This is a genomic window from Streptomyces sp. DF42, assembly GCF_058267695.1.
On record NZ_CM177859.1, the window covers coordinates 1864207 to 1885388 of the forward strand.

Consider the following 21182-nt stretch of genomic DNA (forward strand, 5'->3'; position numbering starts at 1 on the left):
AGCCCGGGGCATCTGCCCGGAACGTCCCCCTACCCTGCGGTAATCCCGTCTGGCAGGCTTCGTTCATGACTGCTCGCGCCGCAGACCGAGTCCGTTACGACCGGGCCACCGCCCATCTCGACGCCCCTCTCGCCATCGTGGACCTGGACGCCTTCGACACCAACGCGGACGATCTCGTGCGCCGCGCGGGTGGCAAGCCGATCCGCGTCGCCAGCAAGTCCGTCCGCTGCCGGGCCCTGCTGGAGCGGGTGCTCGCCAAGGACGGCTTCGCGGGGATCATGTCGTTCACCCTCGCCGAGTCCCTGTGGCTGGCGCGGAGCGGGTTCGACGACGTCCTTCTCGCCTATCCGTCCGCGGACCGCGGCGGTTTCGCCGAGCTGGCCGGTGACCCCAAGCTCGCCGCCGCCGTGACCGTCATGATCGACGATCCCGCGCAGCTCGGGTTCATCGACGAGGCGCGCGCCGGCGGGCGTGAAGTCATCCGCGTCTGCCTGGAGTTAGACACCTCGCTGAAGCTGCTGGGAGGGCGCGTACGCGTCGGGGCGCGACGCTCCCCGCTGCACTCCCCCGCCCAGGTCGCGGACCTGGCCCGCGCCGTGGCACGGCGGCCCGGGTTCAAGGTCGTGGGGATCATGGCGTACGAGGGGCACATCGCGGGCGTCGGTGATTCCGTCGCCGGGCGGCCGCTGCGGTCGCGTGCCGTACGGCTCATGCAGGCCACGGCCCGCCGGGAGCTCGCGGAGCGGCGCGGCGCGGTGGTGCGCGCGGTGCGGGCCGTCGTACCGGATCTGGAGTTCGTCAACGGCGGCGGCACCGGCAGTGTGCAGCACACCGCCGCGGAGGACGCCGTCACGGAGATCGGCGCGGGGTCGGGCCTGTACGTGCCGCGGCTGTTCGACAACTACACCTCGTTCAGCGGGCGTCCGGCCGCGCTGTTCGCCCAGCCCGTCGTGCGGCGGCCGGGAGTCGGGGTCGTGACGGTGCTGGGCGGCGGTTACCCCGCCTCCGGTGCGCCCGGGCCCGACCGGCTCCCCGTCCCCTACCTGCCCGAGGGGCTGCGCTACGACCCCCAGGAGGGACCCGGCGAGGTGCAGACGCCGCTGCTCGGCTCGCCCGCCGACGACCTGCTGATCGGCGACAAGGTGTGGTTCCGGCACGCCAAGGCCGGCGAGTTGTGCGAGCGGTTCGACGCGCTGCACCTGATCGAGGGCGATGCCGTCACGGCGACCGCGCCGACGTACCGCGGGGAAGGCCACACCTTCCTGTAGTAGCCCGCCGACCGGCCGGACGGCCGAACGATCAGCTTGCCGGGCCGGTTCGTCGAGTCAGTACTTCGGATTCGTACGTCGTATTCGTACGCCGGTCGTACGTCGTATTCGTACGTCGGATCAGTGCTCCGGGTCAGGTCTTCGGGCCGATGCTGCTGCCCACTCCGCCGCTCGTCGACGCGTCGTCGAGCGGCCGGATGCCCTTGGCGATGCGGTCCATGTCGGCGAGCGGCGGGCCGTCCGCGCCCGCGTCGAAGACGAACCGGACGATCACCGGCGCCTCCGTGCCGACGCTGGAGGGGAAGACGAGCGACTCGACGTAGCCGCCGGGCCCCTTGGCCGTCGTCACGCGCCAGCGCACGAAGTACCCGGCGCGGCCCGCCACCGCGATCTGACCGGACGTGACCTGCCGGTGGGACTCGATGCCGCCGAAGGGCCGCCCGCCGATGAGGTCCCGGTCGTAGGCGGCGTCGGCCGCATCCGGGATGTCCTGCTCGGCGAGTGCCTTGGGGGAGGTCTCGTCGGTATCGGTCGCCGTACGGGAGATGACGAGGCCGTGACGGCACACGCCGGAGTCGCCCGGGCAGCCGTAGGTGCCGTCCGTGGTCATGACGACGTCGTCCTCGGCGACGTACTGCGGCCTGACCCAGCCGTCGGGCAACGGCAGCGTGATGCCGTTGAGTTGGTCGACGACGGCCGGGTCGTCGGCGGAGCTCTCCGAGGCGGATGCCGAGGGCGAGGGGCCGCCGGTGGCCGGCGGGGCGGAGGACTCGACGGAGTTCGGCACGGTCTGCACGTCCGCGCCACCCGTGTCGTCGTCGCGGAGGTAGACCGCTCCCGTGACGATCGCCGCGACGAGCACGACCCCGGCCGTGGTGAGCGCGACGACCTTCGCCCGGCCGGAACCGCCGCCCCCGGACGGCGGCTGCCCGGGCACGGTGGGCGTGCTCCGGTGCTCCGTCCAGGCCGTGCCGTCCCACCAGCGCTGCAGGTGGGGGGCCGACGGGTCGGGATACCAGCCGGGCGGGGGCGACATGCTCATTCCGGCACTCTAGGACGGGCGCCGAAGATCAGTACACGGTTGTCCCGGTTGTCTCGGTTGTCTAGAGAGGCGTGACGTACGCGCCCGCGATGCCGCCGTCCACCAGGAAGTCGGTGGCGTTGACGAAGGACGAGTCGTCGCTGGCGAGAAAGGCGACGGCGGCCGCGATCTCCTCGGCCTCGGCGAACCGGCCGACCGGGATGTGGACCAGGCGGCGGGCGGCCCGCTCCGGGTCCTTGGCGAACAGCTCCTGCAGGAGCGGGGTGTTGACCGGGCCCGGGCACAGGGCGTTCACGCGGATGCCCTCGCGGGCGAACTGCACGCCCAGTTCGCGGGACATGGCGAGCACGCCGCCCTTGGAGGCCGTGTAGGAGATCTGGGAGGTCGCCGCGCCCATCCTCGCGACGAAGGACGCCGTGTTGATGATGGAGCCCCTGCCCTGCCTGCGCATGTAGGGAATGGCGGCCTTGCAGCACAGGTAGACGGAGGTCAGGTTGACCTCCTGGACCCGCTTCCATGCCTCCAGGCCGGTCTCCAGGATGGAGTCGTCGTCGGGCGGGGAGATACCGGCGTTGTTGAAGGCGATGTCGACACTGCCGTAGGTGTCGTACGCCGTCTTGAAGAGGGCCTCGACCTGCTCGGCGTCGGTGACGTCGACCTTGACGAAGGTTCCGCCGACCTCGTCGGCGGCGGCCTTGCCGCGGACCTCGTCGACGTCGCCGCAGACGACGTGCGCGCCCTCGGAGGCGAGCCGGCGTGCGGTGGCGAGGCCGATGCCGCTGCCGGCTCCGGTGATGACGGCGGTGCGGCCGACGAGCCGCCGGCACATGTTCTCTGCGGACGATGCGGTCACTGTGCGGGGCCTTCCGTGCTGATGAAGACGTTCTTGGTTTCGGTGAAGGCGGCCAGGGCGTCCGGGCCGAGCTCACGGCCGAGCCCGGACTGCTTGAAGCCGCCGAAGGGTGTCCAGTAGCGGACGCTGGAGTGGGAGTTGACGGACAGGTTGCCGGCCCGGACACCCTGCGAGACACGCAGGGCACGGCCGACGTCGCGGGTCCAGATGGAGCCGGAGAGGCCGTACGGCGTCTCGTTGGCGAGCCGGATCGCGTCCTGCTCGTCGGTGAAGGGGAGGAGGACGGCGACGGGGCCGAAGATCTCCTCGCGGGCCGCGGCGGAGTCGGGCCGCTCGCCGGTGAGGACGGTCGGCGGGAACCAGAAGCCGGGGCCGTCGGGGGCGGTGCCCCGCAGGGCCTGGGCGCCGTCGGGAACGAACGACCGTACACGGTCCAGCTGCCGGCGGCTGATCAGCGGGCCCATCTGGGTCTTCTCGTCGGCCGGGTCGCCCACCACCACGGCGGACAGCGTGTCGGCGAGCAGTTCCCGGACCTCGTCGTAGACCGCCTCCTGGACCAGGATCCGGGTGCGGGCGCAGCAGTCCTGGCCGGAGTTGTCCAGGAACGAGAAGGGGTCGACGGCGGTCTTGAGGTCGGCGTCGGCGAAGACGATGTTGGGGCTCTTGCCGCCGAGTTCGAGGGTGACGCGCTTGAGGAGCGCCGAGCCCTTCGCCAGTACCTGCCTGCCCACGGCCGTCGACCCGGTGAAGACGATCTTCGCCACGCCCGGGTGTTCGACCAGGGCGTTGCCCGTGACGGGGCCGTGCCCGGGCAGCACCTGGAACAGGCCCTCGGGAAGGCCTGCCTCCAGGGCGAGTTCGGCGAGGCGCAGGGCGGTCAGCGGGGTCGTCTCGGCGGGCTTGAGGAGGACGGCGTTGCCGGCCGCGAGCGCCGGAGCGGTGCCCCAGGCGGCGATCGGCATGGGGAAGTTCCACGGCGCGATGACGCCGACGACGCCCAGCGGCTCCTGGATCGTCACGTTCAGGCCGCCCGCGACCGGGATCTGGTGGCCCGTCAGGCGTTCCACTCCCCCGGCGGCGTAGTCGAGCAGGTCGCGGACGTTGCCCGCCTCCCAGCGGGCGTTGCCGATGGTGTGGCCCGCCTCCCGGACCTCCAACCCGGCGAGTTCTTCGAGGTGTTCGTCGACGGCGACCGCGAACCGGCGCAGCAGCCGGGCCCGGTCGGCGGGCGGGAGTGCGGCCCACCGTGTCTGCGCGCCGGTGGCCCGTACGACGGCCGCGTCCACGTCGGCCGCGGTGGCGCCCGGAACGGTGGCGACGGTCTCCTCGGTCGCGGGGTTCAGTACTTCGAGTGTGTACTCGGCAGACAAGAAGGGCCTCACATGCGTTCGAAGGAGCGGCGCAGCTCCCAGTCGGTGACCGCGGCGTCGAAGGCGTCGAGCTCGACGCGCGCCATGTTGCGGTAGTGCGCGACGACCTCGTCGCCGAAGGCGGCCTTGGCGATCGGGCTGTTCTCCCACAGCTCGGCGGCCTCGCGCAGGGTCGTCGGGACGTGCTCGTACTCGGCCGTGTACGCGTTCCCGGCACAGGCCTCGGGCAGCTCCAGCTTCTGCTCGATGCCGTACAGGCCCGCCGCCACCAGCCCGGCCACCGCGAGGTGCGGGTTGACGTCGCCGCCGGGCAGCCGGTTCTCGAAGCGCATCGAGCGGCCGTGGCCGACGACCCGCAGGGCGCAGGTGCGGTTGTCGTGGCCCCAGGCGACGGCGGTCGGGGCGAAGGAGCCCGGCTGGAACCGCTTGTAGGAGTTGATGTGGGGGGCGTAGAGCAGGGAGAAGTCCCGCAGTGCGGCGAGCTGTCCGGCGAGGAAGTACCGCATGACGTCCGACATGCCGTCGGGGTCGCCGGGGGATCCCGCCATGGCGTTGTTGCCGGCCGCGTCCGCGAGGGAGAGGTGGATGTGGCAGGAGTTGCCCTCGCGCTCGTTGTACTTGGCCATGAAGGTGATGGACACGCCCTCCTGGGCGGCGATCTCCTTGGTGCCGGTCTTGTAGATCGCGTGCTGGTCGCAGGTGACCAGGGCGTCGTCGTAGCGGAAGGCGATCTCGTGCTGGCCGGGGTTGCACTCGCCCTTGGCCGATTCGACGGTCAGACCCGCGCCCGCCATGTCGTTGCGGATACGGCGGAGCAGGGGCTCGATCCGCCCGGTGCCGAGCACCGAGTAGTCGATGTTGTACTGGTTCGCCGGCGTGAGCCCGCGGTAGTTGGCGTCCCAGGCCTGCTCGTAGGTGTCCTTGAAGACGATGAACTCCAGCTCGGTGCCGACCTGGGCGGTGAAGCCGTGCTCGGCCAGGCGGTCCAGCTGGCGGCGCAGGATCTGGCGCGGGGCGGCGACCACGGGTGATCCGTCGCTCCAGGCGAGGTCGGCGATGAGCATGGCCGTGCCCGCGTTCCAGGGCACGCGGCGCAGGGTGCTGAGGTCGGGGTGCATGGCGAAGTCGCCGTAGCCCCGGTCCCAGGAGGACATGGCGTATCCGTCGACCGTGTTCATCTCGGTGTCGACGGCGAGGAGGTAGTTGCAGCCCTCGGTGCCGTGGTGCAGGACCTCGTCGAGGAAGAAGCGTGCGGCGAACCGCTTGCCCTGGAGGCGCCCTTGCATGTCGGGGAAGGCCAGGACGACAGTGTCGATCTCACCGCTCGCGACGAGGGCATGCAGCTCCTCGACGCCGAGCGGGGGTGTGCGGTCTGCCACGGGAAAGCCTCCTTCGGCTTCTTTGGTCAGCCGGAAGCCATAAGGTATTGCCGAGAACCATTGCTTGGGAAGGGGGTGCGGCGGGATGTCGCTGGATCCGGACGGCAGTTTGGAGGACCGGTTGACACCTGTGCTGCGGCCGGTGCGGGCGGGCAACGGCTTCGAGGAGGCACTGGAGCAGATTTTGCAGGTCGTCCGGCTGGGCCTGGTGCCGGGGGGCGAACGGCTGCCGGCCGAGCGGGAGCTGGCCGAGCGGCTCGGGATCAGCCGGGTGACGCTGCGCGAGGTGCTCAAGGTGCTGCAGGACCAGGGCCTGGTGGAGTCGCGGCGCGGGCGGTACGGCGGGACGTTCGTGCTGCCGAGGCCGGACGCGGGGGGCGAGGACGAGCTGCGGCGCCGGGTCGCCGAGGGCGACATCGAGGACGTGCTGCGCTTCCGGGAGGTGCTGGAGGTGGGCGCGGCGGGCCTGTGCGCGGCGCACGGCCTCACGGACGAGCAGGCGGACCGGCTGCGCGAGGCGCTGGCCCGCACGGGGGACGCACCGCTCGCCGAGTACCGCCGGCTGGACACGCTGCTCCACCTCACCCTCGCCGAACTGTGCGGATCGCCGACCCTGACCGCGCAGTACGCGGCGGTGCGGGCGACGGTGAACGACCTGCTCGACTGCATCCCCCTCCTGGTGCGCAACCTGGAGCACTCGCAGCGCCAGCACGTCGCCCTGGTGGAAGCGGTCCTGGACGGGGACGCGGACGGGGCGCGGGAGATGATGCGGGAGCACTGCGCCGGGACCGCGGCACTGCTCAGGGGGTTCCTGGCGTGACCTTGCCCTGCGGGGGCCAGGTCGGCAAAGGTATGAACGGGATCCATTGCCTCGGGCAGGAGGACGTATGGCGGACAGGCCGCTGATCGGTGTCAGTACGTACCTGGAGTCCGGCGCGCGCTGGGGCGTGTGGGAGCTGGAGGCTGCGCTGCTGCCGGTCGGCTATCCGCGGCTCGTGCAGCGGGCGGGCGGTCTGGCCGCGATGCTGCCGCCGGACGATCCGGAGCGGGCGACGGCGACCGTCGCCCGGCTCGACGGGCTGGTGATCGCGGGCGGTCCGGACGTGGAGCCGGTCCGCTACGGCGCCGAGCCGCACCCGCGGACCGGCCCGCCGGCGCGCGCCCGGGACACCTGGGAGCTGGCGCTGATCGAGGCGGCCCTGGCCGCGCGCGTGCCCCTGCTGGGTATCTGCCGGGGCATGCAGCTCCTGAACGTCGCTCTCGGCGGCACCCTCGTCCAGCACCTCGACGGCCACGCGGAGGTCGTCGGCGTCTTCGGCCGGCACCCCGTCGAACCGGTGCCGGGAACGCTGTACGCCGGGGCCGTCCCCGAGGAGACGGCGGTGCCCGCCTACCATCACCAGGCCGTCGACCGCCTCGGCACGGGCCTGGTTCCGACGGCGTTCGCGCAGGACGGGACGGTGGAGGCGGTGGAACTGCCGTCCGCGGCGAGCTGGGTGCTCGGGGTGCAGTGGCATCCGGAGATGGGGGACGACGTGCGGGTGATGCGAGCGTTGGTCGAGGCCGCCACGGCGTCTGCATCCACGCGCTCTGCGTCTACGACGCCTTCAGCCGCTTCCTGAGCCAGGCAAGGGCGGCGTCGCCCTGGGCGCGCTGGAAGGCGCGCAGGGTGGGCAGGCCGGGCGGGGCCGGCTGCAGGGCGCTCTCCACGAAGTACCCGGTCAGCGCGGCCAGGGTCGCGGTGACCGCCTCCGGTTCCGCGTCCCGGCCCAGCGGATGCGTCGTGAACACCTCCTGCGGGTCCGGTCCGCCCTGTGCTCGCACACACGGCAGCATGACCAGCAGGTCGAACCACGGTGCTGCGCGCAGGGCGTGCGGCCAGTCGACGAAGACGACGCGGTCGTCGGCGGTGAGCAGCATGTTGTCGGCGCGCAGGTCGGCGTGGGCGAGGGTGTCGCCGGCTGCGGCGTCCGCCCAGTCCGCGCAGAGGGCGGCGAGGCGGGGCAGCTCGGCGAGGGTGCGGGCGTCGAGGCGGCCGCGCAGCTCGTGTTCCGGCTGTGCGTGCAGTCGTTGCCAGCCCGCGAAGGCGTCGGCGAGTGCTTCGCCGGCGGGCGGGGCGGCTGCCGGAGAGGGGGTGAGGGTACGGGCCAGCTCGGTCACCGCGTCGAGTACTCGCCGCAACTCCGGCTCGCACCACGGGACTTGGGGCTGATGGCCGGCCACCTCCTCGAAGACCAGGGTCACCCAGGTGCCGTCGTCGTGGGTGCCGAGGAGGCGAGGGACGGGGACGTGCGGCGGGAGGGCGGCGGTGTTGCGGGCCTCGGCGCGGTGCAGGGCGGGGCTGTCGGGGTTGGTGTCCGCGCTGACCGCCTTGACGAAGGCTCGTCGGCCGTCGGCGGTGCGGATGAGGGCGGCCACGCCCGGGGAGAAGCCGCCGGGTTGGGTGACCGCCTGGACGACGGGGGCGCCACCGAGGACGTCGGCGACCACGGCGCGCACGGTGGCCGGGAGGGCTTCCCAGGGAGTGCGGACGCCTGTGGCGGGCGGGGCGGTTACGGTCATGCGGTTCATGGTGCGAGCCGACGGCGCCACCACGCCAAGGGTTTTCGCCGGGACGCGGAAGAACCCCTCACCCCCGTGTCAACGACAACAGCTCCCGTGCCGGCCCCACCGGCCGATGCCCCGTCGGCCACACCGCTCGTAGGTCCCGGGCCAGGGCCACCCCCTCCACCGGTACCCGCACCAGTCGCCGCATCGCCAGCTCCTCCCCCACCGCCAGTTCGCTCAGGACCGCCGGGCCCGCGCCGCTGACCACCGCCGCCTTCACCGCCGTCGTCGAGGACAGCTCGATCAGGGGGCGCGCCAGGCCGCCCAGCGCCGCGTCCAGGACCTGCCGGGTTCCCGAACCCTTCTCGCGGAGGATCAGCGGTGTCGCGGCGAGTTCCGAGGCCTCCAGCGGACGTCGGCGGCGGGCCCACGGGTGCCCCGGGGCCGTCACCACGATCAAGCGGTCGTGGGCGATGACCGCGGAGTCCAGACCGGGCGGAACGCTCACGCCCTCCACGAAGCCCAGGTCCGCCCCGCCGGACAGCAGCCGCTCCGCCACCACCGCCGAGTTGCCCGCGAGCAGGGACACCGCGGTGTCGGGGCGCTGGGCGCGCAGCGCGAGCAGCCAGCCGGGAAGCAGGTACTCGGCGATCGTCATGCTCGCCGCCACCCGCAGCCGGGAGTCGCGCCGGTCCCGCAGGGCCTGCGCCCCGGCGTCGAAGGCCTCGGCCGCCTCCACGATCCGCCGCGCCCAGTCCGTGACCAGCGCCCCGGCGTCCGTGAGACGGGAGCCGCGCGGTGAACGGTCGACGAGCGCCACCCCCAACTGGCGCTCCATCGACCGGATCCGGCTGCTGGCCGCCGGCTGGCTGATGCCCATCTCCCGCGCCGCCCCGCCCAGACTGCCGAGCCGCGCCACCGCAAGGAGCAGCTCCAGCGCCCCGAGATCCGGCACCCGATGCGCCAGCGGACCCCCACCGCCGTGACCGGTACCGGTACCGGGACCAGGACCAGGACCGGTACCGGGCCGGGGAGTGCCCCGGCCCTCCGCGTTCGCCTCGCTCATAACTCCAGCTTATGCCCTCATAGAGACGTACTCCCTGGTCGCGGAGGTCCGGCGGCGAGACCGTGAAGGCATGGTCACCGCAGCCCAGCCCCTTCCGCGTGTCACCGCACGCGTTCCGCGCGCCGCCGCCGTCCGTCACCTCGGACCCAACTGGTACGCGTCCGTCATGGGCACCGCCATCGTCGGCACCGCAGGCGCGGCGCTCCCCCTCCACGTCCCCGGCCTGCGCACCGTCTGCACGGCAGCGTGGGCTCTCTCCCTCGGCCTGCTCGTCGTGCTGCTCGCCGCCCGCGCCCTGCACTGGACGCACCATCGCGACCAGGCCCGCGCCCACCTCCTCGACCCGGCCACGGCTCCGTTCTACGGGTGTCTGTCCATGGCCCTGCTCGCCGTCGGCGGCGGTGCCGTCGTCGTCGGCCGGGACTGGACCGGGCCGCACAACGCGCTCGTTCTCGACGCCGTGCTGTTCACCGCCGGGACGCTGGTGGGGCTCGCGGCCGCCGTCGCGGTGCCGTACCTCATGGCCGTACGGCACAGGGTGGCGCCGGAGCAGGCCACGCCCGTGTGGCTGCTGCCCGTCGTGGCGCCCATGGTCTCCGCGGCGCTCGGGCCGCTCCTCGTGCCGCACCTGCCGCCGGGGCAGCCCCGAGCGACCCTTCTGCTGGCCTGCTTCGCGATGTTCGGGCTCAGCCTCCTCGCGACCCTGCTGATGCTGCCCCTGATCCTCGCCCGGCTGATCACCGGCGGGCCGCTGCCCCTCGCCCTGGCCCCGACGCTGTTCCTGGTGCTCGGCCCGCTCGGCCAGTCCACCACCGCGGTCGGCAAGTTCGCGGACTTCGCTCCCGGGGTCGTACCGGCGCCGTACAGCGAGGGATTCGTCGTCCTCGCCGTGCTGTACGGCGTGCCCGTCATGGGCTTCGCGCTGCTGTGGCTGGTGTTCGCCACCGCCCATGTGCTGCGGGCGCGCCGGCACGGCATGGGCTTCGCGATGACGTGGTGGGCGTTCACCTTCCCCGTCGGGACGTGTGTCACGGGTGCCGAGGCGCTCGCCCGGCACACCGGGCTCGTCGTGTACGACTGGCTCGCGGTCGGACTGTACGTCCTGCTCGTCGCCGCCTGGGGCACCGCCGCCCTGCACACGGCCCGCGGTCTGCTCAGTGGAGCGCTGCTCGCAGCGCCTCGCCCAACGCTTGCGGCGCCTCGGCCAACGACGGCCCGTACCAGGTCAGGTGACGTCCGCTGACGAGGGCGCAGGGCAGGCCCGGGAAGGCCTCGGGGCCGTCGTCGGCCGTGAATCGGTACGGCTCGTCGGGCAGGACGACGACGTCCGGGGCGGCCGCCCGCAGTTCGTCGACCGGGACGCGGGGGTAGCGGTCGGGGTGGGTCGCGTGGAGGTGGTCGACGCCGAGGCGGGAGAGCACGTCGCCGGCGAAGGTGTCGCGGCCGAGCACCATCCAGGGCCGCCGCCAGATCGGCACCACGGCCGTCGTTCGGCGCTCGGGCGGCGGCAGGTTCGACCAGGCCGTCTCCGCCTCGTCCAGCCAGCGCGGCCGGGACGCCGCCCCGCACGCCCCAAGCACCCGGGCCAGTTCCCCGAACGCCTGCGGCACGTTCCGTACCTCGGTGACCAGGACCTCGACGCCCGCCTCGCGCAGGGCCGTCAGGTCGGGTTCGCGGTTCTCCTCCTCGTTGGCGACCACCAGGTCGGGAGCGAGGGCGAGGATGTCGTCGAGCTTGGGGTTCTTGGTGCCGCCGATGCGGGGGACGTCGAGGGCCGCGGGGTGGCTGCACCAGTCCGTCACACCGACCAGGACGCCCGGCACCGAGACCGCCACCGCTTCCGTGAGCGACGGAACGAGGGAGACGACGCGCGTCCGCACTACCGCGTCCGGTTCTGGACCGCCTCGACGTGTTCGGCCACCGCGACGACGACCACGCGCGTGTCCGACACCGTCGCCCGCCACCGGTGGCGCACGCCGCCCGTCAGGTACAGCGTGTCCCCGCGGCCGAGACGGTAGGCGCGCCCTTCCGCCTCGATCTCCACCGCTCCGTCGGCGACGTACATCAACTGGTCGTTGCGGTACTGGAATTCGCGGCCCGCGTCGTGGTCGCCGGTGAACTCCGAGGCGTGCATCTGGTGATGACCCCGCACCAGGGAACGCACCCGCGGCTCGGGAGCCGGTTCGGCCGCCTCGGCCCGCACCACGTCCACGCTGCACGCCGGGTCGGCCGCCGCGAGGAGTTCCACGGCTGTCGTACGAAGGGCGTCGGCGACCTTTTCGAGGGACGTTCTGCTGGGCCGGGCCCGGTCGTTCTCGATCTGGCTCAGGAACGGGACCGACAGGCCGCTGCGCTCGGCCACGACGGCGAGGGTGAGCTGCAGCGCCCGGCGCCGGCGCCGCACGGCCGCGCCCACTCGCAGGGGCCGATCCTTGTGGTCGTCTTTGTGGTCGCCCATCGCTCCGGCTCCCTCCTTCGCTCGTGGTCGCGGTCTGTCGGACGAGTTCTCACTGATGAGTTCTCTGCACCTTACGCAGGTTCGGCAAACTGTTTCATGCGCCCGTCACATCCCCGTAAACACCGCGTGCGGTCAATTCGCCAACTGTCGCGATTGGTTGGCCTCTTCCGAGTCGCGGGGCACGGATTCCTCCTTCGGGACGAAGACGCTGACCAGGAGGGCCAAAAGGCCGTCCGCAGCCATGACGGGGGCCGGCGGGGGCGCGGTCACCCCCGCCACACGTACCGGCGGCCGGCCGCCCCGTCCGGTGCGGGAATCGTGGGCGCACGGGCACCCGCTGCCACGCGCCCCGCAGCGCCGCTGTTCCTCGCTCCGCGCGGCTTCCCTCTCTTACTTTCAATGCGCCTGCGGCCCCCTGTGTTCCCGCACGCTCCCCGTGCCCTCCCACCGCGATCAGGCCTGTGATCAGGCGTTGCCCACCGGGTCACGAACTCCGTTCGTACGGCGCCCGGTTGGCGGCCCGGGTCGCGGTCGGACCGGTGGGACCGGTGGGGCCCGGGTCGTCGCCCCACGTCGACGTGATCCCGGGCCGGCGAGTCGGAGTACGCCGCGGGCCGCATGTGCGGTCGGCAAGTCCGCTGGGGAGGGCGGTGAGGCTTGGGCGGGGGCGTAGCTCTATGTGGTTGGCCGGATCCTTTTCGTACGCCCTTCACGCGCGTGTGGGCGGCCCGTCGCGAAACGGACCGCCCACGCGCGTGCTCCTCGGTGGCTTCTACTGAGGTGTCATCCGGGCCGCCAAGTCCGGGTGCTCCTTCAGCCAGGCGCCGACGGCCTCCTCCTCGTGGCCCTGACCCCGCTTGTTGATCTCGGCCTCCAGGCTGCCGAGCTCGCCCTCGCTCATATGGAAGCCCTTGATCCACTTGGTGAGCTGCGGGTACTGCTCCGGGAACTTCTCGTTGGTGATGGTGCGGATCGTGTTGCCCTCGCCGAAGAGCTTCTTGTCGTCCTTCAGCTTGGTGAGGCCGTACTGGCTGTACGCCCAGTGCGGCGACCACAGCACGACGGCCACGGGCTCCTTCTTGGCGTACGCGCGCTTGAGCTCGGCCAGCATCGCCGGCGTGGAGCCGTCGACGACCTTGTACTCCTTGTCCAGGCCGTAGCCGGGCAGGACCTTCGTCTTGAGGAGGTTCATCTCACCGGTGCCCGGCTCGATGCCGATGATCTTCCCGTCGAAGGTGCTCGCCTTGCCCTTGAGGTCCTCCAGGGAGTTGACGCCCTTCACGTACGAGGGCACGGCGACCTCCAGCGAGGTCGGCTGATACCAGGTGCCCAGGTCCTTGAGTCTGTCCTTGCTCTTGTCCCAGTAGTTCTTCTGCGCGTACGGCAGCCACGCGTCGAAGTTGACGTCGAGGTCGCCGGAGGCGAGGCCGGTGTAGACCGGGCCGACGTCCATCTGCTTGAGGTTGAGCTTGTAGCCGCGCCGCTCCAGGACGTTCTTCCAGAGGTAGCTGACGGCGATGTCCTCGTCCCAGGGGAACCAGGCCACGTTCACGGGCCGCTTGGCCTCGGTGGGGGTCGCGCCGGAGCCGCCGGGGACCGGGGCCAGCTTGTCGACGAGGCCCGGGTTGCCCTGCAGCCAGGTGCGAACGGCGTCCTGCTGCTTGCCCTTGCCCGCCTTGTTGATCTCCGCTTCGAGGCTGGTGAGCTGCTTCTCGTCCAGCTTGAAGTTCTTCAGCCACTTGCCGACGACCGGGTTGTCGCCCGCGAAGCCCTTGCGGGCCAGGGTGTGCACACCGTCGCCCTTGCCCCACGCACCCCTGGGGTCCTTGAGCTTCTTCAGCTTGTAGTCGTTGTACGCCCAGTGCGGCGACCAGAGCGTGACGACGACGGGGTCCTTCTGGGAGTAGGCCCGCTTCAGCTCGGCCAGCATCGCCGGCGTGGAGCTGTCGACGACCTTGTACTCCTTGTCGAGGCCGTAGGCCTTGAGGACCTTGCTCTTGAGCAGGGCCGTTTCGCCGGCGCTGGACTCGATGCCGGTGATCTTCCCGCCGAACGTGGCGGCCTTGCCCTTGAGGTCGTCGAGGGAGTCGATGCCCTTCATGTACGAGGGGACGCTCAGCTCCAGCGAGGTCTTGCCGTACCAGGCGCCGAGGTCGTCGAGTTCGTTGCCGTACTTCTTCCAGTACTGCGCGTGCGTGGTCGGCAGCCAGGCGTCGGTCTGGAAGTCGACGCTGCCCTGCGCGAGGGAGGTGTAGAGCGGGCCGGCGTCGAACTGCTTGGCGTCCACCTGGTAGCCGCGCTGTTCGAGGATCTCCTTCCACAGGAAGGTGGAGGCGACGCCCTCGTCCCACGGGATGTAGCCGATGCTGATCTTCTTGCCCTGGCCGACGTCCTGGCCTGCGGCGACGTCGGCGGAGTCGCCGCTGCCGCCGAAGATCCCCATGCCGCCCGCGACGAGGCCGAGGATCACGACGCCGACCACCGCGACCTGCGGGCGCGGCCGGTAGGACCAGATCTTCAGGCCCTGGGCGGCACGGGCCTTCGCGGCGGCGCGACGGCCGAGCGGGGAGACATGGGTGCCCAGGGCGCCGGTCATGCGGTCCAGGTAGATCGCGAGGATCACGATGGCGACACCGGCCTCGGAGCCGAGGCCGACGTTGAGCTGGCCGATGGCCTCGTTGACGTCGCCGCCGAGGCCGCCGGTGCCGACCATGCCGGCGATCGCGGCCATGGACAGGCCGAGCATGATGACCTGGTTGACGCCGGCCATCACGGTCGGCAGGGCGAGCGGCAGCTGGACGCGCAGGAGCGTGTCACGGGGGGTGGTGCCGAACGCCTCGGCGGCCTCGACCAGTTCCTTGTCGACCTGGCGGATGCCCAGCTCGGTCATGCGCACGCCGGGGGCGAGCGCGAAGATCAGGGTCGCGACGATGCCCGCGGAGGCGCCGGTGCCGAAGAACAGGATCGCCGGGATGAGGTAGATCATCGCGGGCAGCGTCTGCATGAAGTCCAGGACCGGCCGGACGATTCCGCTGACCCGGTTGGAGCGGGCGGCCCAGATGCCCACCGGCACCGAGATCACCAGCGCGATGATCGTGGCGACCAGGACGAGCGACAGGGTCACCATCGCGTCGTCCCACAGTTCGAGGGAGTCGATGAAGGCGAAGCCCACGAAGGTGAGGACACCGGCGAGCGTGCCGCGCAGCCAGAAGGCGAGCACGGCGAAGATGCCCGCGAGCACAAGGGGTTCAGGGGCCTGGAGGACGGCGTTGATGCCGTCGTAGGTGCCCGTGAAGACGGCCTTGAAGAAGTCGAAGAGCCAGGACACATGGGCGAGCAGCCAGTCGACGGTGTCGTTGACCCAGTCGCCGAGCGGGATCCTAGGCATGGGTCACCGCCTTCTCGTCGCCGAGGAAGCCGACCAGGCGCTGCTGCGGGACCACTCCGACGAGCGTGCGTTCGTCGTCCAGTACGGCCACCGGATGCGTCGACCGGGCACTCATCGCACAGAGTTCGGTGAACGGCGTGTCGGGCGTCGCCGTGGCGCAGTCGCTCTCGCACCCGCAGTCGGCCTCGTCACCCCGTACGTCCGTGTCCATGACGGCGGACGCGGTCAGGACCCGGGAGCGGTCGACGTCCTGGATGAAGGAGGCCACGTAGTCGTTGGCCGGCCGGATGAGGATGTCCTCCGCCGTACCGATCTGGACGATGCGGCCGTCGCGCATGACGGCGATGCGGTCGCCCAGGCGCATGGCCTCGTTGAGGTCGTGGGTGATGAAGACGATCGTCTTCTTCAGGGTCTGCTGCAGCTGGAGCAGCTGGTCCTGCATGTCACGGCGGATCAGCGGGTCAAGGGCGCTGAACGACTCGTCCATCAGAAGCAGGTCGGCGTCGGTGGCCAGGGCGCGGGCGAGGCCGACACGCTGCTGCATACCGCCGGAGAGCTCGTCCGGCCAGGACTTCTCCCACCCGGCCAGACCGCACAGGGCCAGCGCCTCGGCGGCGCGCTGCTCGCGCTCGCCGCGGGGCACGCCCTGCACGGCCAGGCCGTAGGCGGCGTTCTCCAGAACGCTGCGGTGCGGAAACAGCGCGAAGTGCTGGAACACCATGCTGATCTTCCTCGCGCGGACCGCCCGCAGCTCGCGGTCGCCGAGCGCGGTCAGGTCGTCGCCGTCGAAGCGGACGTGCCCGGCGGTCGGCTCCAGCAGGCCGTTGAGCATGCGCAGCAGCGTGGACTTGCCGGAACCGGACAGGCCCATGACGACGAAGATCTGGCCCGGTTCCACGGTGAAGGAGGCGTCGATCACCGCGGCGGTGGTGCCGTCTGCGCGCAGCTCCTCCCGGTCGGCTCCCTTCTGGAGCCGCTCGACTGCGTCGTCTGGTCGTCTACCGAACACCTTGTAGAGATGTTCGGCCTCAAGCCTGGATGACACGCGTACCTTCTCGTCTCGGCGGCGGGGAAAGGGAGACGACAGGCCATAACCGGTTGAAAATGCAATCGCCATCGCTCCGGGGCGGCGCCTGCCCCGAGCGGTTCAGGCCAAACGCGCCAGTGGTCCACTTCACAAGGCGCTTACAAGTGCAACGCGGCGGCGGTCGCACGGTGACTGTCAGTGCCGTACGGCATGATGCGAGGCGTGACCGGACGACTGATGCTCCTCGACACCGCCTCGCTCTACTTCCGCGCCTACTTCGGCGTGCCGGAGTCCGTGAAGGCCCCCGACGGCACTCCGGTGAACGCCGTGCGCGGGCTCCTCGAATTCATCGACCGCCTCGTCAAGGACCACCGCCCGGACCACCTGGTGGCGTGCATGGACGCCGACTGGCGTCCCCAGTGGCGGGTCGATCTCATCCCCTCCTACAAGGCGCACCGCGTCGCCGAGGTGCGCGAGGCGGGGCCTGACGAGGAGGAGGTGCCGGACACGCTCTCCCCGCAGGTGCCCGTCATCGAGGCGGTCCTCGACGCGCTCGGCATCGCGCGCGTCGGTGTCGCGGAGTACGAGGCGGACGACGTGATCGGCACGTTCACCGCTCGGGCGAAGGGCCCGGTCGACATCGTCACCGGCGACCGCGACCTGTACCAACTGGTGGACGACAAGCGGGGGGTGCGCGTGCTGTACCCGCTCAAGGGCGTCGGCACGCTGCAGCTCACCGACGAGGCGTGGCTGCGCGAGAAGTACGGGGTCGACGGCAGGGGGTACGCGGATCTGGCGCTGCTGCGCGGCGACCCGAGCGACGGACTGCCGGGCGTGCCCGGCATCGGCGAGAAGACGGCCTCGAAGCTGCTCGCCGAGTTCGGGGACGTGGCAGGGATCATGGCGGCCATCGAGGACCCGAAGGCCAAGCTCACGCCGTCGCAGCGCAGGCGGCTCGACGAGTCGCGGCCGTATGTCGCGGTGGCGCCGAAGGTGGTCAAGGTCGCCGACGACGTCCCGCTGCCGGACGTCGACACGGCCCTGCCGCACGCGCCGCGCGACCCGGCGGCCCTGGAGGAGCTGGCGGCTCGCTGGGGGCTGGGCGGGTCGCTGCAGCGGCTGCTCACCACGCTCGGCGCGTAAAGCGGCGCGCGCACCGGCACGTGAACAATGTTTCGCGAATACGGCCGCCTGTAGGGCGTTGTCCGAGAGCGAGGTGCTAACTTAGGTAAGCCTAAGCAGGGAAGTATGGGAGGCCGTCATGGCAGAACGTCCGGCTCGGAGGCCGCGGAAGCCCTATTCCGCGCAGGTCGTCCGCACAGAACGGCTGACCCCGCACATGCAGCGTGTGGTCCTCGGTGGCGAGGGACTGGCCGGTTTCACGGCCGACACCTGCACCGACCACTATGTGAAGCTGCTGTTCCCCCCGGCCGAGGGCGTGACCTATCCGGAGCCCTTCGACGTGGAGCGCATCCGCGAGGAGCTCCCGCGCGAGCAGTGGCCGGTGACGCGGACGTACACCGTGCGGGCCTTCGACCCGGAGTCCCGTGAGCTGACGCTGGACTTCGTGATCCACGGCGACGAGGGGCTGGCCGGGCCGTGGGCGAAGCGTGTCCAGCCGGGCGAGACCGTGCATTTCATGGGCCCCGGTGGCGCCTACGCCCCCGATGTGAGCGCGGACTGGCATCTGCTCGTCGGCGACGAGAGCGCCCTGCCCGCGATCGCCCGCTCCCTGGAGGCACTGCCCGAGGGCGTCACCGCGCACGCCTTCGTAGAGGTCCATGGGCCTGAGGAAGAGCAGAAGGTCGACTCCGACGTGGAGGTCGTCTGGCTGCACCGCGGCGACCGGCCGGTCGGCGAGATGCTGTGCGAGGCCGTACGGACGCTGCAGTTCCCCGAGGGCCGTCCGCACGCGTTCGTGCACGGCGAGGCGCACTTCGTGAAGGAGCTGCGCCAACTGCTGCGCGTCGAGCTGCAGATCCCGCGCGAGGACCTGTCGATCTCCGGCTACTGGCGGCTCGGCCACGACGAGGACGGCTGGCAGGCCTCCAAGCGCGACTGGAACGCACGGATCGAGACGGAGCAGGAGGGCGCGGCCCCCGCCGCCTGAGACACCCGACGACATGCCCGAAGCGGCGGCACCTCACCGAGGCGCCGCCGCTTCACGCTTGGCTCACACCGACCGCTGGTACGACCGGAACGTCCGGATCGACAGCCATACCGCTGCCACCGCCAGTACCACCAGCGCCCCGCCACGGCTGAGCACGTCGCCCCAGTCGGGGTGCTCGGACAGGGCCGAACGGCCCGCGACCATCGCCCAGTTGAGCGGGTTGAAGTCGGCGATGTGCCGCATCCAGGAGGGCATCTGGGACGGCGCCATGAAGGCGGAGGACAGGAAGGTCAGCGGCAGCAGCAGGAAGGTGTTGATGCCGATGATCGACTCCCGCTCCTGCACCAGCATGCCCAGCGCGTTGGACAGCGCCCCGAAGACCGTGCCGAGCAGCACGGCGGCGAGGACCAGGATCGCGATGCCGCCGATGCCGCCCGGGTAGTCGGCGCCGCCCGCCAGCGCGAGCAGCACGATGACGACCGACTGGAAGGCGGTGATCAGGCCGTTGTTGACGACGTTGCCGTTCATCAGCGCGGCGCGGCTGACCGGGGTGGTCAGGAAGCGGTTGAGCGTGCCCCGCTGGATCTCCTCCAACGTGCCCATGCCGGCCCACATGTTGGAGCCGAGCGCACTCATCACGACGACGCCCGGGACCAGGTAGTCGAGGTAGGTGGTCGTCCCGAAGCCGCCCAGCTCCACGACCTTCTTGAAGAGGTTGCCGAACAGGAACAGCCAGATCACCGGCTGGATCAGGGTGATGATCGCGTAGGCGGGCTGCCGTGTGAACACCATGAGTTGACGCTGCGTCATGTACCAGGTCTGGGAGACGGCCGTGCTCATCGCGCACCTCCGGCGAGGACGAGGTTCTCGGTGCCGGCTTCGGTGTCGGCCTCGGAGTAACGGCGGCCCGCATGGCGGAGGTAGACGTCGTCGAGGGAGGGCCGGGCCACGGTCGCGGCGGCCACGGCGACCCCGGCCCGCTCCAGCGCCCCGAGCAGCGCGGGTACGGCGGCCGCTCCGTCGTCGGCGCGGACGCTGACGCGGCGCCCTTCGACCAGCACCTCGTGCATGCCGGGCAGGGCACCGAGGGCGCCCATGAGCAGGGTGCGGCCGGCCTCGCCGACAGCCTCCCGCAGCTTCAGGTGGACGGCGTCACCGCGGAGTTCACCCTTGAGCGCGTCCGGTGTGCCCTGGACGACCACCCGGCCGCGGTCGACGATGGCGATGCGCTCGGCGAGCCGGTCGGCCTCTTCGAGGTAGTGGGTGGTGAGCAGGATCGTCAGCCCCTCCTCCCCCGCCAGCCGGTCGATCTCGTCCCACATCGCGGTGCGCGCCTCGGGGTCCAGACCGGTGGTGGGTTCGTCGAGGAACAGCACCTCGGGCCGGTGCACCAGACCGAGGGCGACGTCGAGACGGCGTCGCATCCCGCCGGAGTAGCCCTTCACCTGCCGGCCACCGGCGTCGGCGAGACTGAAGCGGTCGAGCAGCTCGGTCACGCGGGTGTTGAGCGCGGCACCCTTCAACCCGTAGAGCCTGCCCTGCAGTTGGAGGTTCTCGCGGCCCGTGGCGACAGGGTCGGCGCCGGAGCTCTGGGCGACCACGCCGATCGCGCGGCGCACCCGGCCGGGGTGGCGCAGCACGTCGTGTCCGGCGACGGTCGCCGAGCCCGAGTCGGGGCGCGCCAGGGTGGTGAGGATCTTGACGGTGGTGGACTTGCCGGCGCCGTTGGGCCCGAGGAGCCCGAAGACGGTGCCGGGTTCGACGGTGACGTCCATGCCGCACAGGGCGGTGACATCACCGGAGTAGGTCTTGATCAGCTGGCGCGCCTCCACTGCGGGCGCACGGGTAGTACTCATGACGACTGCTCTCCTGATGAGCGGATGACAGCTGATCCGTCCGTGCAAGGAGCGCCGGGCTATCCTGGGTGTGCCGCACCTCGATCGCCTGGACTGCCTCACGGCGGATTCAGCTCGGGGTTCGAGACCCTGGCAGGGCTGCTGCAACAGCCCGGCCGGGGTCTTTTTCTTCTATCTGAACTCGGGTGGCAGCTCCCCGGTCTCGTGGAACCTCCGCCACCCCTCGACGCCGGGCAGTGAGCCCTTCCTGATCTCCTCCAGGAAGCCACGGACCCATTCCGCCTGCGCCTCGATCATGTGCAACTGGTACTCGGTCTCGATCAGGAAGAGCCGCGGCAGCGTCTCGTAGAGCTTCGCCAGCGCTCCACGTGCGCCTGCCGCCTGCACCTCCAGGGAGTTCAGCCGCTCCTCCAGCAGCCGCACCACCTCGTCGGGGGGCAGCGCGCCCAGCAGGGAGAGGGCGGTCTCGAAGATCGGGTACTCCTTCGCGGGGACGGCGACGAGGTCCGACAACCACTCGGTCATCTCCTCGCGGCCGGCCTCGGTGAGCCCGTACACCGTGCGCTCGGGCCGGTTGCCCTGCCGCTCCACGTCGGTGACCTCGACGAATCCATGCTTTTCGAGGCTCTGGACGACCGTGTACAGCGAGCCGTAGTTGATCTTCGTGCTGGTGTCCTTGCCCTGACGGCGCAACGTCTGGGCGATCTCGTACGGATGCATCGGCTTCTGCCAGAGGGTCACCAGCACGGCGAGCGCCAGGGGGTTGCTGAGTTTGCGGCGCTTCATCGCCATGGCCGGCACCTCACTTTCACACCTCG

The 21182-nt window shown here is 71.2% G+C and carries 19 protein-coding genes; 6 read left to right on the forward strand and 13 right to left on the reverse strand.

What is annotated here, in order from left to right:
• Positions 1 to 65 precede the first annotated feature (65 nt).
• Positions 66 to 1268, forward strand: a complete 1203-nt coding sequence (locus tag ACYUED_RS08500) for an amino acid deaminase/aldolase (RefSeq protein WP_491291662.1) — start codon at positions 66 to 68, stop codon at positions 1266 to 1268.
• Positions 1269 to 1401: 133 nt separating this feature from the next.
• Here ACYUED_RS08500 and ACYUED_RS08505 read toward each other — a convergent pair whose 3' ends face one another.
• From ACYUED_RS08505 to ACYUED_RS08520, 4 genes are all read right to left on the reverse strand, one after another.
• Positions 1402 to 2304: a DUF2510 domain-containing protein gene (locus ACYUED_RS08505; protein ID WP_491294185.1), complete on the reverse strand. Its 903-nt coding sequence runs from the start codon at positions 2302 to 2304 to the stop codon at positions 1402 to 1404.
• 67 nt (positions 2305 to 2371) lie between these two features.
• Positions 2372 to 3139 carry a 3-oxoacyl-ACP reductase gene (locus tag ACYUED_RS08510; RefSeq protein WP_266683396.1) on the reverse strand — a complete coding sequence of 256 codons (768 nt, stop codon included), beginning with the start codon at positions 3137 to 3139 and terminating at the stop codon, positions 2372 to 2374.
• Between the two features lie 20 nt (positions 3140 to 3159).
• Positions 3160 to 4533 carry an aldehyde dehydrogenase family protein gene (locus tag ACYUED_RS08515; protein WP_491291663.1) on the reverse strand — a complete coding sequence of 458 codons (1374 nt, stop codon included), beginning with the start codon at positions 4531 to 4533 and terminating at the stop codon, positions 3160 to 3162.
• Between the two features lie 8 nt (positions 4534 to 4541).
• Entirely contained in the window at positions 4542 to 5912 is a 1371-nt protein-coding gene (locus tag ACYUED_RS08520; protein WP_491291664.1) for a glutamine synthetase family protein, read from the reverse strand.
• Between the two features lie 85 nt (positions 5913 to 5997).
• Between ACYUED_RS08520 and ACYUED_RS08525 the strand changes: the two genes are divergently transcribed.
• Together ACYUED_RS08525 and ACYUED_RS08530 are read left to right on the forward strand one after the other, a co-directional pair.
• On the forward strand, positions 5998 to 6732 hold the full coding sequence (locus tag ACYUED_RS08525) for a FadR/GntR family transcriptional regulator (protein WP_491291665.1): 735 nt from the start codon (positions 5998 to 6000) through the stop codon (positions 6730 to 6732).
• A 67-nt stretch (positions 6733 to 6799) separates the two neighbouring features.
• The gene (locus ACYUED_RS08530; protein ID WP_491291666.1) at positions 6800 to 7534 is read left to right on the forward strand and encodes a gamma-glutamyl-gamma-aminobutyrate hydrolase family protein; all 735 of its coding nucleotides are present in this window, start codon (positions 6800 to 6802) and stop codon (positions 7532 to 7534) included.
• Here ACYUED_RS08530 and ACYUED_RS08535 read toward each other — a convergent pair.
• Both ACYUED_RS08535 and ACYUED_RS08540 read right to left on the reverse strand, forming a co-directional pair.
• Entirely contained in the window at positions 7509 to 8474 is a 966-nt protein-coding gene (locus ACYUED_RS08535; protein ID WP_491291667.1) for a phosphotransferase family protein, read from the reverse strand. The genes ACYUED_RS08530 and ACYUED_RS08535 overlap by 26 nt on opposite strands.
• Positions 8475 to 8541: 67 nt before the next feature.
• Positions 8542 to 9525: a LysR family transcriptional regulator gene (locus ACYUED_RS08540; protein WP_491291668.1), complete on the reverse strand. Its 984-nt coding sequence runs from the start codon at positions 9523 to 9525 to the stop codon at positions 8542 to 8544.
• A 70-nt stretch (positions 9526 to 9595) separates the two neighbouring features.
• On the opposite strand from ACYUED_RS08540, the gene ACYUED_RS08545 reads away from it, so the two are divergent.
• Positions 9596 to 10768 carry a TDT family transporter gene (locus ACYUED_RS08545; RefSeq protein ID WP_491291669.1) on the forward strand — a complete coding sequence of 391 codons (1173 nt, stop codon included), beginning with the start codon at positions 9596 to 9598 and terminating at the stop codon, positions 10766 to 10768.
• On the opposite strand, the gene ACYUED_RS08550 is transcribed toward ACYUED_RS08545, so the two are convergent.
• From ACYUED_RS08550 to ACYUED_RS08565, 4 genes are all read right to left on the reverse strand, one after another.
• On the reverse strand, positions 10680 to 11405 hold the full coding sequence (locus ACYUED_RS08550) for a helical backbone metal receptor (protein ID WP_491291670.1): 726 nt from the start codon (positions 11403 to 11405) through the stop codon (positions 10680 to 10682). The genes ACYUED_RS08545 and ACYUED_RS08550 overlap by 89 nt on opposite strands.
• Positions 11405 to 11983: a helix-turn-helix domain-containing protein gene (locus tag ACYUED_RS08555; RefSeq protein ID WP_491291671.1), complete on the reverse strand. Its 579-nt coding sequence runs from the start codon at positions 11981 to 11983 to the stop codon at positions 11405 to 11407. The genes ACYUED_RS08550 and ACYUED_RS08555 overlap by 1 nt, the downstream gene beginning before the upstream one ends.
• 772 nt (positions 11984 to 12755) lie before the next feature.
• Positions 12756 to 15371, reverse strand: a complete 2616-nt coding sequence (locus ACYUED_RS08560; protein WP_491291672.1) for an ABC transporter permease/substrate binding protein — start codon at positions 15369 to 15371, stop codon at positions 12756 to 12758.
• Complete coding sequence (locus ACYUED_RS08565) at positions 15364 to 16416, reverse strand: quaternary amine ABC transporter ATP-binding protein (protein ID WP_491291673.1); 1053 nt, start codon at positions 16414 to 16416, stop codon at positions 15364 to 15366. The genes ACYUED_RS08560 and ACYUED_RS08565 overlap by 8 nt, the downstream gene beginning before the upstream one ends.
• Positions 16417 to 16611: 195 nt before the next feature.
• Between ACYUED_RS08565 and ACYUED_RS08570 the strand changes: the two genes are divergently transcribed.
• Both ACYUED_RS08570 and ACYUED_RS08575 read left to right on the forward strand, forming a co-directional pair.
• Positions 16612 to 17541 carry a 5'-3' exonuclease gene (locus ACYUED_RS08570; RefSeq protein ID WP_491294187.1) on the forward strand — a complete coding sequence of 310 codons (930 nt, stop codon included), beginning with the start codon at positions 16612 to 16614 and terminating at the stop codon, positions 17539 to 17541.
• A 118-nt stretch (positions 17542 to 17659) separates the two neighbouring features.
• On the forward strand, positions 17660 to 18508 hold the full coding sequence (locus tag ACYUED_RS08575; RefSeq protein WP_491291674.1) for a siderophore-interacting protein: 849 nt from the start codon (positions 17660 to 17662) through the stop codon (positions 18506 to 18508).
• A gap of 63 nt (positions 18509 to 18571) precedes the next feature.
• Here ACYUED_RS08575 and ACYUED_RS08580 read toward each other — a convergent pair whose 3' ends face one another.
• From ACYUED_RS08580 to ACYUED_RS08590, 3 genes are all read right to left on the reverse strand, one after another.
• On the reverse strand, positions 18572 to 19348 hold the full coding sequence (locus ACYUED_RS08580; RefSeq protein ID WP_491291675.1) for an ABC transporter permease: 777 nt from the start codon (positions 19346 to 19348) through the stop codon (positions 18572 to 18574).
• Positions 19345 to 20364, reverse strand: a complete 1020-nt coding sequence (locus ACYUED_RS08585) for an ATP-binding cassette domain-containing protein (RefSeq protein WP_491291676.1) — start codon at positions 20362 to 20364, stop codon at positions 19345 to 19347. Before ACYUED_RS08585 ends, ACYUED_RS08580 begins: the two co-directional genes overlap by 4 nt.
• A gap of 171 nt (positions 20365 to 20535) precedes the next feature.
• Positions 20536 to 21156, reverse strand: a complete 621-nt coding sequence (locus ACYUED_RS08590) for a PadR family transcriptional regulator (RefSeq protein ID WP_491291677.1) — start codon at positions 21154 to 21156, stop codon at positions 20536 to 20538.
• Positions 21157 to 21182: the final 26 nt, after the last annotated feature.

Excerpts from the sequence above, each read along its gene's own strand:
- ACYUED_RS08500 (WP_491291662.1), top strand. The coding sequence starts at position 66 with ATGACTGCTCGCGCCGCAGACCGAGTCCGTTACGACCGGGCCACCGCC.
- ACYUED_RS08505 (WP_491294185.1), bottom strand. The coding sequence starts at position 2,304 with ATGTCGCCCCCGCCCGGCTGGTATCCCGACCCGTCGGCCCCCCACCTG.
- ACYUED_RS08510 (WP_266683396.1), bottom strand. The coding sequence starts at position 3,139 with ATGTGCCGGCGGCTCGTCGGCCGCACCGCCGTCATCACCGGAGCCGGC.
- ACYUED_RS08525 (WP_491291665.1), top strand. The coding sequence starts at position 5,998 with ATGTCGCTGGATCCGGACGGCAGTTTGGAGGACCGGTTGACACCTGTG.
- ACYUED_RS08530 (WP_491291666.1), top strand. The coding sequence starts at position 6,800 with ATGGCGGACAGGCCGCTGATCGGTGTCAGTACGTACCTGGAGTCCGGC.
- ACYUED_RS08535 (WP_491291667.1), bottom strand. The coding sequence starts at position 8,474 with ATGACCGTAACCGCCCCGCCCGCCACAGGCGTCCGCACTCCCTGGGAA.
- ACYUED_RS08540 (WP_491291668.1), bottom strand. The coding sequence starts at position 9,525 with ATGAGCGAGGCGAACGCGGAGGGCCGGGGCACTCCCCGGCCCGGTACC.
- ACYUED_RS08545 (WP_491291669.1), top strand. The coding sequence starts at position 9,596 with ATGGTCACCGCAGCCCAGCCCCTTCCGCGTGTCACCGCACGCGTTCCG.
- ACYUED_RS08555 (WP_491291671.1), bottom strand. The coding sequence starts at position 11,983 with ATGGGCGACCACAAAGACGACCACAAGGATCGGCCCCTGCGAGTGGGC.
- ACYUED_RS08560 (WP_491291672.1), bottom strand. The coding sequence starts at position 15,371 with ATGCCTAGGATCCCGCTCGGCGACTGGGTCAACGACACCGTCGACTGG.
- ACYUED_RS08570 (WP_491294187.1), top strand. The coding sequence starts at position 16,612 with ATGCGAGGCGTGACCGGACGACTGATGCTCCTCGACACCGCCTCGCTC.
- ACYUED_RS08575 (WP_491291674.1), top strand. The coding sequence starts at position 17,660 with ATGGCAGAACGTCCGGCTCGGAGGCCGCGGAAGCCCTATTCCGCGCAG.
- ACYUED_RS08580 (WP_491291675.1), bottom strand. The coding sequence starts at position 19,348 with ATGAGCACGGCCGTCTCCCAGACCTGGTACATGACGCAGCGTCAACTC.
- ACYUED_RS08585 (WP_491291676.1), bottom strand. The coding sequence starts at position 20,364 with ATGAGTACTACCCGTGCGCCCGCAGTGGAGGCGCGCCAGCTGATCAAG.
- ACYUED_RS08590 (WP_491291677.1), bottom strand. The coding sequence starts at position 21,156 with ATGGCGATGAAGCGCCGCAAACTCAGCAACCCCCTGGCGCTCGCCGTG.